The organism is Listeria rocourtiae FSL F6-920 (assembly GCF_000525975.1).
Classification (GTDB): domain Bacteria; phylum Bacillota; class Bacilli; order Lactobacillales; family Listeriaceae; genus Listeria_A; species Listeria_A rocourtiae.
Genome location: NZ_AODK01000012.1, coordinates 34,153 through 46,478, shown reverse-complemented (window position 1 = coordinate 46,478; position 12,326 = coordinate 34,153). Strand labels below are relative to the sequence as shown.

Here is a 12,326-nt window from a genome sequence, read left to right as displayed (position 1 = left end):
AAGGATGACTCATTCTAAAAAGGAATTATTTTTTACGCTTCTCATTGATACTACGTACTTTAGCTAAATCGACCTTTGCTTTGCGGTCAATTGTGAGTAAACCGTTGATTTCCTGCTGTACATCAGTAACTTGCGTATAACAGAAGCCAGAGATATAATCCAACCCTTGAATTGCACCTGTTATATTTTCAAAACGCTCTAAAAATGCGGCTTCATCTTGCACTTGATTGCCGTACCCCCAGCCAGATTCTGATTGGAATGCGATACCACCAAACTCAGAAATAATTACTGGCTTCCCGATGTTTTCGTAACCGCTAGCGAACGGGTGACGGAACTGATTGTGTTGAAATGCATTGGATAGCAATTTTTCCTTATCTGCATAACGTTCGGTAAATATCCTACCATTTTCTTCATAGTCATGGAGCGTAATAATATCAGAAATTGTGTGGTCCCATCCATCGTTCGTCACTACAGGACGCATTGCATCGAACGTTTTAGTCAAATAATAAATACCTTCCGTGAACTGCTGTTGTTTCTTATTTTCATGAATGTTCTCAACACCCCACGATTCATTGAAAGGTACCCACGTAATAATCGATGGATGATTGTAGTTCTGCTTCACGATATCAAGCCATTCCGCCGTGAAGTTTGCAACTGCTTTATCGCTAAAACTGTAGGTGGAGCCGACCTCAGACCAAACGAGCACGCCTTTCTTATCACATAAATACAAGAAACGATTATCCTCAACTTTCTGATGTTTGCGGACACCGTTATAGCCCATTTCGAGAATTTTTTCGATATCAAGCTCTAGCGCTGCAACAGATGGTGGTGTCAAGTCACTATCTTGCCAGTAACCTTGATCAAGAATCAAACGTTGATACAGTTCCTCATTATTCAGCATCACTTTTTCGCCTTCAATCGCAATTTTTCGCATACCGAAATAAGATTCTACGCGATCAATGACTGTATTTTCTTTGAGCAAAGTGAATGTGACATCGTATAAATTTGGCGTCTCTGTGTTCCAGACTTTCATACTCCACGGGTCACCTTTAGCAAGAACTGAGGCTTGTAAGTGTGCCACACCGTCCTTTACACTGGCACTAACTTCCTCAATTAGTTCACCATCAAACTGAATAGTCGCACACGCTGTCACATCATCATGCCAAACGTTAGCCTCTACCTCGAAATCAATTTTGCGAGCATCAAAATCCGGTGTCATTTTCACATAATCAATATGAACTGGAGAAACATATTCCAACCAAACCGATTTCCAAATCCCCGTCGTCTGAACGTACCAGCAGCCAAAATTGTCTTTAATCCAGCGCTGTTTGCCACGTGGTTGCGCTGTATCCATGCTATCCTGAACGCGAACAGTAACTCGATTCGTCCCAGCTGTGATATAATCTGTCACATTAAAAACAAATGACGTATAACAACCGCGATGTTCGCCAACCTTTTTCCCGTTCACCCAGACTGTTGTCGCATAATCCGAACCTTCAAAATGCAACAACACATCTTTTTCGGTTTCCGAAACTACCACGTCGCGTTCATACCAAACGACTGCATGATGCGACTCATCGTGAATACCACTCGCCTTCGTTTCATAAGTAAAAGGCACTTCAATCACGCTTTCCGCTGGCAAACTCTCGAACCAACCGTTTGCTATACCAACATTCCCATCATCAAACGTAAATGCCCATTTACCATTTAGCAACTCCCAATTCTCCCGTACAAACTGCGGTCTTGGATGTAATTCTGTCATCCCAATTCCTCCCCAATTATCTTATTTTGCTGTAATCGCATGCCTTTATTTTTAGCCAAACCAATAATTCCGGCACTCATAAATAAGAAAATATTTGGTATATCCATAATAAAATATGAAAATACACCACAAACAATTAACCAAACCGGTAATTTCCAGCCAATAGCACCGTCTTTCCAATGTTTTCGTGCCAAATAGATATTCAACAACCCAAGTAAAATCAATAACACCCCGAAGATGACTACAAAGTTAAAAATACTTCCAAACAACGCTTTCATCGCTCGCATTTGCGCCACAGAAAGCCCTGCAACATCTAGCCCCTGCCGTTTTATAAATATCCCATAAACAAAGACCGTCAACAGCCCATCCAACAACTGCCAAGCCGCTGCGATATAAATAAATATCCGCTCTAATCGTCTACTCACCTAAAAATCCCTCCTGACCTTCTATTCTTAAATAAATGCTAATTTTAGCTTCACACAAGTCGAAGGATTAATCGTTCTCTTTGTTCACACTTAGTAAAATCAGTCCTCATCCTTTTACGCCAGATGATAGTGCCATCGACTGTAGGAAATATTTTTGCGCGAACAAGTATAGTATGAAAGTCGGTACAATCGCGACAAGTGCCCCTGCCATCAAATGCGCCGGTTGCGCCTGATACATCCCTTGCAAAAGCTGGAGCCCTGGCGTAATCGGCATCATTTCAATGTCATTAAACACAATTGAAGGCCACAGGAAGTCGTTCCAAGCTGCCGTGAAAGTGAACAACGCCACAACCATCAATACTGGTCGCAAAAGTGGCAAAATCACCTTGTAGAAAATTTTGAAATCACCTGCACCGTCAATACGAGCCGCCTCATCAAATTCAATCGGAATATTCACCATGAACTGCCGAACGAGAAAGATATTGAATACAGCCGCAGCTCCCGGCACAATAGCCGCTAAATAATTGTTCACCCAGCCGAAAGTATCGATAATTTTATAAAGTGGAATTAAATTCACGACACTAGGAAACATCATCGTTGCCATCAAAAAAACAAACATGGCATTACGTCCGCGAAATTTCAAGCGACTGTATGCAAACGCCGCCAAAGATACTACCACAAGCACAAGCACCGTCTGCGATACAGCAATAATCATTGAATTCATAAACCACCTTAAAAGTGGCGTGGCTGCATTATTAAATAGCAACTCCGTATAATTCGTCGTCACCCATTGCACAGGAAGGAATTTAAAGCCAACTGTCGCAACCTCTGCCTCCGATTTAAAGGAGGTCACAATCCCCCACGCGAGCGGAACAACCCAGATGATAGCCATTACAAGCAAGAATATAAAAGCAATTAATTTTGGTATAAAACGTGCATCTTTTTTCATCAGAAACCCATCCCCTCTCGCCGTTAATTTTTATTCCGTAAAAAGAAAAATTGGACTGCGGAAACAGCCATGATACACAAGCCGAGAATAACTGCCATTGCAGATGCAATTCCCGCAATCGATTGGCCAGTACCGAACGCATTTTGCTGAATATACATTAAGAGTACCGATGTCGAGCCAGACGGACCACCTTTTGTCAGCATCAGTGGTTGCCCATAAACGTTAAACTGAGCAATCGTCGTCATTACCACAGTATATAATAACTGCGCGCGAATACTCGGAAGCGTTATCTTGAAGAATTTTTGCATAGCAGTAGCACCATCGATTTCAGCTGCTTCATAAAAATCCTGCGAAATGCCATTTAGTGCAGCCTGATAAATAATCATATTCCCACCGATACACCACCAAACCGTTACAATTACAAGCGTCATCCAAGCGTAAGGTTGCGTGCCAACCCAATTAATCGTCGTGCCAAGAAACTGATTAATTGGACCGAAACTAACATTAAACATCAACCCCCAAATAATGATAACCGCCGAAATTGCAAACAACGATGGCAAATAAAATAGCGATTGAAACAGCTTATTTAGCCTTGGTTTCGCGTTTAGTGCACTAGCTAATAACAACGGGACAATGATACAAAATGGTACGGTTAACACGACGAAAATAAATGTATTTCGCAACCCATTATGTAACTGTTCATAAAAAGTCGAATCTTTCTGAAATAATATTTCGCGATAATTATCAAATCCTACAAAATCAGGCGTACCAATCAAATCCCAATCCGTAAAGGAAATATAAATTCCATAAACTACAGGAACAAGAAAAAAGATCAAGAAAATAATTAAATGCGGACCTGCGAATAACCACGGTGTGAACTGCCATTTTCTTGTTTTATATGTTATCGTTTTAGCATTTGCTTCCATTACAATCACTCCCAATTTTTCATCTAGGGCTTGAGAATTCGCAAATTCTCAAGCCCTTTATTTGATTTAATTATTGGATTTATCTTTAGCAATCTTATCTTCCACTGCTTTTTGCATATCTGCTAATCCTTTATTCACCGGCGTCTTACCGAAAATAATATCGTTTCCATTCGCATCCAATTGTTCCGAAACGTAACCATTATACTTATAATCAAAAATCTTCAACGATTTCTGCTCAGCAGGATTCAGCAATAAGAACGACTGTGGCATCTCCTTGTAGCTTGGCTCATCCATGATTTTTAGAGATGCTGGATTTTGACCTGACTTCGCCCATTCTAGCGAGTTATCTTGCACCCAATCGATAAATTTCAGCACGCCTTCTGTTTTTTCTTTCGAACGGCCTTCACTGTTAAACATCGTGAATTGATGCGAGCTAGACCAGTTCACCATCTTATTTTTATCATCGCTTAATTGCGGTGCATTTGTGATACCCCAATCGAACTTAGCATCTTTCGCATTATTCTGCATCCAGATTCCCTCTGGTGCGAATATTACTTTTCCAGCAATGAATTTTTGGAAATAATCTTCGCCATCTTTTGTTGTAATGCCATCCTTATACATATCTTTCCACAGGTTAAACGTATCTTTTGCCTGCTGATTATCAAGCGTTGGATCAACACCATTTTCTGTTAACTTCCCGCCGTTTTGCGCATAGAGAGATAGGAATACCGGTTTCACCCAGCTTACAGACACCGCATCAATTTTGTCCTTTTTAGCCAGTGCACCCGCCGCTTTTATTTCATCGAAAGTGACAATATTATCGTCTAGCGCGTTTGGAGCATATTTTTTCACTAAATCCTTGTTATAGTACATAATGAAAGAGTGAATATCGAGTGGTATACTATATCGTTTATTATCCAATTCACCAATATTCCAAGCTTCCGGCACATAATTTTCCGCTTTTAAGTCTGGGAAATCTGCCAAATAATCATCATAGTTTAGCAACATGTCATTGTCTACGTATTGCTTAATACGCTCAGCATGAACGATCGTCAAATCAGGAATATTTTTGCCAGAGTTTACAACTGTTGGGATTTTCGTGTACATATCACCCTCTTTTAAAGACATGTTTTTAACTTTGAATTCCGGATTTGTTTTATTGTAAGCATCCACCATTTTTTGCATATTCGCACCATCTGGGCCAGTAAATGGATTCCAAAAAATAATTTCCTTACTTTTAGCTGTATCCTTCGCCTCACCAGAACCCCCACATGCAGCCAATCCAGCAACCAATAGTAACATACAAACAAGACCTAACATTTTCTTCATTTTATATTCCTCCCTCTTTGTTGAGGCTCTTACGAAGCGTATTTTGCTAAGTTAGAGCCTCAATATGCATGAGAGCAAAGCAAGCATGTAATCCCCAAACGGCTCTTGCCTCCAAACCCAGAATAATTTCTAGATTAAGCCCCACTTGTGAAAAACAAACACCTCGACTCATACCAATCATCATCCAATGTAAACGCCTACATAAAATACTACAAAAAAAAGAAATCTTTTTAATTAACCATTAAGTAAATTAATAACTAAATTTCTTTTATATTTTTACTATAATTCACTAAAATTTTATTGTCAACACTTTTAGTTCTTTTATTAGCAATTTTATGTTATGATAAACCAATAGGTTCACTAAATTGTTTTTACACTATTTACAAACTACTTTTAATCTATCTAACTATTAACTAAAGGAGGATTTTTGTACATGCAATTAGACATTTCCAAAGATTCCATTCACGTTTATGAAGCTCTTGCCAGCGATACTAGAATTCAGATTTTGAACCTACTTTCACAAAATTCGATGAACATTAAAGAGCTCGCACACGCCTTACATATGAGTAGCGCGATCATCACCCGCCACATCAACCAACTAGAAAACGCCAAATTAATCCGCACAGAAAAAATACCTGGAAAATCTGGCATCCAGAAAATTTCCAAGCTCGTTGTCGACAAGATTGAGATTACGTTCCCAACCACTATCTACCCTAATTTTAAAATGCGTTCCTTAGAGTTACCTGTTGGGCACTATACCGATTATAACGTCACACCCACATGTGGTTTAGCTTCCAGCAAAGAATTCATTGGTCATGTGGACGAGCCAAAATATTTCATGGATGCCAATCGAATGGACGCACAAATCATCTGGTTTACACAAGGCTACCTCGAATACAAAGTCCCTAATCCACTACAAAAGGACGAACAAATAGAACTGCTTGAAATCAGCTTTGAAATTGCCTCTGAGTTCCCTTACTCCAATAACGTTTGGCCCTCGGATATATCTTTTTATTTAAATGGCCACGCGCTTGGAACATGGACTTGTCCTGGTAATTTTTCTGATATCCGTGGTAAGTACACGCCAAGTTGGTGGGCAGACTCTAACAGTCAATACGGACTCTTCAAATCCATTCGTATTTCTCAGCATGGCACACATTTTGATGGAGAAATATTATCTGAATTAACTTTAGGTGATTTAGACATAACAGAAGAACTCCTAACATTCCGTATTGCCGTTGAGAAGGACGCTAAAAACATTGGCGGGACTACGATATTTGGGAAAGGATTCGGAAATCACCAGAAAGATATGGAGTTTAAGTTCTATTATAGCGAGAAGTGCTGAAACGGCCCGTTAGGCCAGATTCAGAGACTGCTTGGCAATGACGCAGGGCAAGGCTTGTGCTAACCATGACTTCATACACAAACCAAAGACTTTACTACTTGCTAGCTTCTTATTTGTCCACTACTTATTCCGAGTTCTTCATCTAAGAGCCACTTATGGATTACATGCTCGCTTCGCTCTCATGCATATTGAGGCGTCAAACATGATGCAACACAAGGCTTATTCTAACCATGACTTCATACATAAACCAAAGACTTTACTACTTGCTAGCTTCTTATTTGTCCACTACTTATTCCGAGTTCTTCATCTAAGAGCCACTTATGGATTACATGCTCGCTTCGCTCTCATGCATATTGAGGCTCTAATTCAGCAAAAAATGCTTCATAAGAGCCTCAACAACAAAGCACCCCTTCCAACGCATCGAACACGTCAAAAAGGGGTGCTATTGCATATCTTATATCACTTACTTGTCGATAATTCGTGTAACACGGAAAGCTCTTTCTCAAGCGTGCTCAATAAACTCTTTCCTTCCGCTCTATCAATCAAACCCAACCTCACCGCAAAATTTATCTCTCGCGATAAGCCGTACATTTGGGTATCCAATACTTCTTCATAGGCCGGACATTGAGGTAAAGTTAGATTATCCATCTGTACTTTAATTAACTGCAAAATTCTTTTCGCATCTTCTTTAAGAAGAGTAATTGCCTCTTCTCTGTGATCTATTTGTTTATTTGTCATCACAGAACCCCCCATTCAACACACACTCATATGCGCGTAATCAATCTATTATATCGAAAGCATAATTTTGCAAATTTTATCTTCTTTAGTATAGCATATTTTTTTTGCCATGTAACCTGATATCCTAACATTTTTTAAGAAAAGGACCTCGTTGACAACTCGTATATAAAAAAGGTAAAGCACAAGCTCAGTGGTATGGACAGATAAATGATAACTTTATCAAAAAATTGGAAACGGCGATAGAAAGATCGGATGAATGAAACTAGCGTAATTACAACGTATACTAAAACTAGCGCAAACCCAATACCAAATGCCCAATAAAAACTATCGAACCAAAACACTGCTGGTCGAACAAATATTAATGCTAAAAAAGCACCAACTGATGCCAATAAGGTACACACCATTTCTTTATGCCCCGCTTTTTTCTCTAATACCATTTCTTTAACCTCCGCTAATTTGCCATTGTTTATCTTTTATTTTTTTCATGCTATAATAAAATTACGAGGTGAGCGCAGTGAAAGCACAATGCATTTTATGTGAAACAATAGATGAACTTGATGATAAGAAATTTAAAACGAAACAACTTCGCAATAAGCCAATTCGAATGTATCTTTGCCCAAACTGTGAAGGACGTATCGCTGATAAAACAGTGGCTCGAATCAATTCTGGCAAGTTCGAATTCCATAAACCAAAAACAAAAAGCTTTATCGAAAAACCCGCTAACATCGAATAGCGGGTTTTTTCGTCTTCCTTAAGCGTCGTGCCTATGCGCTGATACGTACTTAGGCCCGAGTTTGTTCTAGCTTTAGACCACTAGTGTTGGGCAATACTGTCTTGCTCGGATTTTATTCTGTAATCCTAAAATCTAAATCGATAGCTTTCGCTGTTTTCGTTGGTAATGCTTTTTCCGCAAAGTCATTCGGGTTTGGCACAGCTAGTTTTGTTAGATGCACAAGCGTGTAGTAATTCTGTTTGTTGAGCATATATGTGATTGCACCCTCTCGTTTTGATTTCGCTGGGAAAATATTATGCGCTGATGGGCTACCAGATAATTGATAGGCTGTTGGTACAAAATTCTCTAAGCTAGCACCTTTGGAAATGCCACCACCGTTAATTTGGATGCGCTCTGCTAAATAGTTAACGTTACTAGCAGATGTATTTTCAATGATTACATCTGCTGTTACCACGAAACCATCTTGGTTCGCTAAATACGATTCAGGACTATACGGATCCATTTTTTTTGTTTGCTCCTGTCACGCTTTCCAGCTTGTATTGCTTTACAGTCACTTTTAACGGGCCAAAATCAGCTGTTTCAGGTGTTGTATTCAAATATACAAGCGATACTGTTCCGCCTGTTTTCGGCGCTACTGCAGACTGTTTAAAGCCCTCTGCACTTAAAGAAAAGTTACCTGCTTTTGGCGCTATAGCTTCTGCTGATTTTTTTGTAGTGTCTTTTTTAGGCGTTTCTGTCGCTTTATCAGGAGTCGTGGCTTCTGCTTCTTTCTCCTGCGTGTCTTCTCCTGTTGGTACATCTTCTTTTGTTGTTACTTCTTTATCTTGTTTTGCTTCTGTTTTATCTTTTGCTTCTTCGCTGGAATTCACATCTTGTTTTGCTGTCTCTTCTTTTTTCGTCTCCTGCTTTTCCTCTGTTTTTGTTGCTTGTTCCCCTGATTCAGAGCTTTTCGAATCCGCCCCCGAACCACAAGCTGCCAGTCCAAAAACCAATACACTCATTGTGCCTACCATCAGTAATTTCTTCATGTAAATCCCTCCTTCTTTTACGTTTCCCTGTATATTAACTATACCAAACAAAAAGGCATATTACAATCATGTTACAATTTTTTTTATCTTTGCAAATTTTTCAGCAACTAAAAAAAAGCCGCCCAATGAAGGACGACTTTTTTCATGTAGCTTAGTCTGAGATTTTTGTGCGTTTCGCAGCTTTTTCACGTTCGTTTTTATTCAATATTTTTTTACGTAAACGAATGTTTTCCGGTGTAATTTCGCAGTACTCATCATCATTTAAGAATTCTAATGACTCTTCTAATGTTAATGTACGAGGTTTTTTGATAACGTTTGTTTGGTCTTTATTTGCTGAACGAATATTTGTCATTTGTTTCGCTTTTACAATATTTACTGCGATATCGCCTTCACGATTATTCTCGCCGACAATCATACCTTCATAAATATCTGTACCCGGTTCTACAAAGATAGTACCACGATCTTCTACTTGCATTGTTCCGTAAGTAGTTGATTTACCAGTCTCCATCGATACAAGAACACCACGGCTACGTCCACCAACACGGCCCTTTTGCATTGGTTGGTAAGAATCGAACGTATGGTTTAAGATACCGTAACCACGAGTCATCGATAGGAATTCTGTTGTATAACCAATAAGTCCACGTGATGGTACTAAGAAAATCAAGCGTACTTGACCGGAACCGTCATTGACCATATCAGCCATTTCGCCTTTACGTAAGCCAATAGATTCCATGATGCTACCAACATATTCTTCAGGAGTGTCAATTTGTACACGCTCCATTGGCTCACATTTTACGCCATCGATTTCACGGATGATAACTTCTGGTTTGGATACTTGGATTTCGTAACCTTGACGACGCATGTTCTCAATTAAAATAGATAGATGCAACTCACCACGACCAGACACAATCCAAGCATCAGGTGAAGCAGTTGGGTCGATACGCAAACTTACATCTGTTTGTAGCTCAGATAGTAAACGCTCTTCAATTTTACGGCTTGTTACATGTTTACCTTCACGACCAGCGAACGGACTATTGTTCGTTACGAAAGTCATTTGCAGAGTAGGTTCGTCAATGCGCAAAATTGGCAATGCTTCTTGGTGATCATCTGGTGTTACAGTTTCTCCAACGAAGATATCTTCCATTCCAGAAACGGCAACGAGATCGCCAGCTTTTGCTTGTGTAATTTCGATACGTTTTAGTCCAAGAAAACCGAACATTTTTGTTACACGGAATTTCTTCACAGTACCATCTAATTTCATCAAGGCTACCGATTGACCAACTTCCATGGTTCCACGGAAAATACGACCAATACCGATACGACCAACATAGTCATTGTAATCAAGTAAAGAAACTTGGAATTGCAATGGTTCATCACTGTTATCCACAGGCGCTGGTACGTTATTAATGATAAGATCAAAAATTGGGTCCATTGTTTCTTCTTGATCTTCTACTTTATCGCTTAACGAGCTTGTTCCATTAACCGCCGCAGCGTATACAACTGGGAACTCCAATTGGTCCTCATCTGCACCAAGTTCGATGAATAATTCTAAAACTTCATCTACAACTTCTGCAGGACGCGCGGATGGGCGGTCAATTTTATTAACAACAACAAGTGGTGTTAAATGTTGTTCTAACGCTTTTTTCAATACGAAGCGCGTTTGTGGCATTGTACCTTCGTAGGCATCAACGACTAAGACAACACCATCAACCATTTTCATAATACGTTCTACTTCCCCACCAAAATCGGCATGTCCAGGAGTATCTAAAATATTAATATGCACACCGTTATGATTGATGGCAGTATTTTTTTGCTAAAATTGTGATACCACGTTCTTTTTCAATGGCATTACTATCCATCGCACGCTCAGCTACTTGCTCATGATCATTGAATGTTCCTGACTTGCGCAAAAGCTGATCCACCAAAGTTGTTTTACCATGGTCAACGTGGGCAATAATGGCTACGTTACGAATATCTTCTCTTAATTTCAAAATGTTTCCTCCTAATATTAAATTACCTTCCGGAAGCTGATAAACATCTACTCAGCTACTCAAAAATGGCCTAACTAAAGTCAAGCGCTCTTCATATATGGTAATACGACTTAGCTACCAGAGCCAAAAGAAAGAGGAAAATTGGCTTATTTTCCCCGTTTCTGGATCGTTTAGTTTTAATCAACTTTCCAATTATAGCACATTTGCTCGGGTTTAGCACGATTTTTATTCCATAAAATGAAATTTAACGAACGTCTCATGCTTCTAAACATTTAACGACCATAATCACGCAGAATCTCTGCGTGAACGCCAGGGCTTGCAACGAAAGAGTCACCTTTTTCTGTGATAATCATCTCAGAACCATTAACCCTTGTCACAACAGCTCCTACTTCCTCTGCAATAATTTTTCCAGCGCCAATATCCCACGGTGATAGATTCGCACTGACATACGCATCTGCACGTCCAGTTGCAACTGCCATGTATTCGAGTGTTGCCGCACCATACAGTCGTAACCCGCGAGCCTTTTGAATCACAGGAAGCATATATGGAAATTTCCGTACCGATGCTGCATTAATAATAACGAGTGCATCTTCTAATCTTTTATCCACCGCGAGTTTCGGAATTTCTACATCATTCACAAATGCGCCCTCTCCACGCTTAGCGAAGTAAAATTCACCACCAACGATATCATATATATAAGCAAGCTCCCCGACACCATTTCGATAGATGCCAAGTGAAATAGCAAAATTCCGCTTCTGTTCAACAAAATTCACCGTACCATCAATCGGATCCAACACCCAAACAATGCCTTCTAAACTCGTAATTTCTTCGCCGTAGCCTTCTTCACCTAGTAAGCGATGTTCTGGGAAATAAGCCTTAATTTTTCCAGCAAAATAACGTTCTGTTGCTTTGTCTACATTCGTCACTAAATCATTGCGATCTGATTTTGACTCAACTTCAACATTAGACTGCTCAAGCGCCATAAAAATCCGATTACCCGCTTCTTCTAGCCATTCTCGCGCTAGTTGATCTATTTTCTCTAGTACCACCTTCGCATCACTCCTTCGTTTGTTTTTCCTAGCTTATCATAATTTTAAGCT

The 12,326-nt window shown here is 39.7% G+C and carries 12 protein-coding genes and 1 pseudogene; 2 read left to right on the top strand and 11 right to left on the bottom strand.

The features are described from left to right. Positions 1-25: 25 nt before the first annotated feature. The 5 genes from PROCOU_RS04955 to PROCOU_RS04935 form a co-directional block, all read right to left on the bottom strand. Entirely contained in the window at positions 26-1,762 is a 1,737-nt protein-coding gene (locus tag PROCOU_RS04955; RefSeq protein ID WP_036070053.1) for a glycoside hydrolase family 2 protein, read from the bottom strand. Further along, positions 1,759-2,187, bottom strand: a complete 429-nt coding sequence (locus PROCOU_RS04950) for a hypothetical protein (RefSeq protein WP_036070052.1) — start codon at positions 2,185-2,187, stop codon at positions 1,759-1,761. The genes PROCOU_RS04955 and PROCOU_RS04950 overlap by 4 nt, the downstream gene beginning before the upstream one ends. A gap of 106 nt (positions 2,188-2,293) precedes the next feature. Further along, positions 2,294-3,136, bottom strand: a complete 843-nt coding sequence (locus tag PROCOU_RS04945) for a carbohydrate ABC transporter permease (RefSeq protein ID WP_036070049.1) — start codon at positions 3,134-3,136, stop codon at positions 2,294-2,296. A 23-nt stretch (positions 3,137-3,159) separates the two neighbouring features. Beyond that, positions 3,160-4,062, bottom strand: coding sequence for a carbohydrate ABC transporter permease (locus PROCOU_RS04940; protein ID WP_036070048.1), 903 nt, complete (start codon positions 4,060-4,062; stop codon positions 3,160-3,162). Positions 4,063-4,128: 66 nt separating this feature from the next. Next, on the bottom strand, positions 4,129-5,391 hold the full coding sequence (locus PROCOU_RS04935; protein WP_036070046.1) for an extracellular solute-binding protein: 1,263 nt from the start codon (positions 5,389-5,391) through the stop codon (positions 4,129-4,131). A gap of 433 nt (positions 5,392-5,824) precedes the next feature. On the opposite strand from PROCOU_RS04935, the gene PROCOU_RS04930 reads away from it, so the two are divergent. Beyond that, on the top strand, positions 5,825-6,736 hold the full coding sequence (locus PROCOU_RS04930; protein ID WP_036070044.1) for an ArsR/SmtB family transcription factor: 912 nt from the start codon (positions 5,825-5,827) through the stop codon (positions 6,734-6,736). A 459-nt stretch (positions 6,737-7,195) separates the two neighbouring features. On the opposite strand, the gene PROCOU_RS04925 is transcribed toward PROCOU_RS04930, so the two are convergent. Both PROCOU_RS04925 and PROCOU_RS04920 read right to left on the bottom strand, forming a co-directional pair. Further along, positions 7,196-7,474 (bottom strand): Fpa/YlaN family protein, encoded by a 279-nt coding sequence (locus PROCOU_RS04925; protein ID WP_036067182.1) that lies wholly within the window; start codon positions 7,472-7,474, stop codon positions 7,196-7,198. A 134-nt stretch (positions 7,475-7,608) separates the two neighbouring features. Then, the gene (locus PROCOU_RS04920) at positions 7,609-7,911 is read right to left on the bottom strand and encodes a hypothetical protein (protein ID WP_036070042.1); all 303 of its coding nucleotides are present in this window, start codon (positions 7,909-7,911) and stop codon (positions 7,609-7,611) included. 77 nt (positions 7,912-7,988) lie between these two features. Between PROCOU_RS04920 and PROCOU_RS04915 the strand changes: the two genes are divergently transcribed. Then, positions 7,989-8,207, top strand: coding sequence for a YlaI family protein (locus PROCOU_RS04915; RefSeq protein ID WP_036070041.1), 219 nt, complete (start codon positions 7,989-7,991; stop codon positions 8,205-8,207). A 112-nt stretch (positions 8,208-8,319) separates the two neighbouring features. Here the strand turns inward: PROCOU_RS04915 and PROCOU_RS18785 are convergent, their stop codons facing one another. The 4 genes and pseudogenes from PROCOU_RS18785 to PROCOU_RS04900 form a co-directional block, all read right to left on the bottom strand. Then, positions 8,320-8,709 (bottom strand): DUF5068 domain-containing protein, encoded by a 390-nt coding sequence (locus PROCOU_RS18785; protein WP_051994201.1) that lies wholly within the window; start codon positions 8,707-8,709, stop codon positions 8,320-8,322. Then, positions 8,696-9,235, bottom strand: coding sequence for a DUF5068 domain-containing protein (locus PROCOU_RS18780; protein WP_051994200.1), 540 nt, complete (start codon positions 9,233-9,235; stop codon positions 8,696-8,698). The genes PROCOU_RS18785 and PROCOU_RS18780 overlap by 14 nt, the downstream gene beginning before the upstream one ends. A gap of 151 nt (positions 9,236-9,386) precedes the next feature. Further along, positions 9,387-11,226: pseudogene (gene typA, locus PROCOU_RS04905) on the bottom strand (translational GTPase TypA). Between the two features lie 272 nt (positions 11,227-11,498). After that, entirely contained in the window at positions 11,499-12,275 is a 777-nt protein-coding gene (locus tag PROCOU_RS04900) for an inositol monophosphatase family protein (protein ID WP_051994199.1), read from the bottom strand. Between the last annotated feature and the right edge of the window lie 51 nt (positions 12,276-12,326).

Bases quoted from the DNA above. Each gene is read 5' to 3' on its own strand.
- PROCOU_RS04955 (WP_036070053.1), bottom strand. From the start codon at position 1,762: ATGACAGAATTACATCCAAGACCGCAGTTTGTACGGGAGAATTGGGAG.
- PROCOU_RS04945 (WP_036070049.1), bottom strand. From the start codon at position 3,136: ATGAAAAAAGATGCACGTTTTATACCAAAATTAATTGCTTTTATATTC.
- PROCOU_RS04940 (WP_036070048.1), bottom strand. From the start codon at position 4,062: ATGGAAGCAAATGCTAAAACGATAACATATAAAACAAGAAAATGGCAG.
- PROCOU_RS04935 (WP_036070046.1), bottom strand. From the start codon at position 5,391: ATGAAGAAAATGTTAGGTCTTGTTTGTATGTTACTATTGGTTGCTGGA.
- PROCOU_RS04930 (WP_036070044.1), top strand. From the start codon at position 5,825: ATGCAATTAGACATTTCCAAAGATTCCATTCACGTTTATGAAGCTCTT.
- PROCOU_RS04925 (WP_036067182.1), bottom strand. From the start codon at position 7,474: ATGACAAATAAACAAATAGATCACAGAGAAGAGGCAATTACTCTTCTT.
- PROCOU_RS04920 (WP_036070042.1), bottom strand. From the start codon at position 7,911: ATGGTATTAGAGAAAAAAGCGGGGCATAAAGAAATGGTGTGTACCTTA.
- PROCOU_RS18785 (WP_051994201.1), bottom strand. From the start codon at position 8,709: ATGGATCCGTATAGTCCTGAATCGTATTTAGCGAACCAAGATGGTTTC.
- PROCOU_RS18780 (WP_051994200.1), bottom strand. From the start codon at position 9,235: ATGAAGAAATTACTGATGGTAGGCACAATGAGTGTATTGGTTTTTGGA.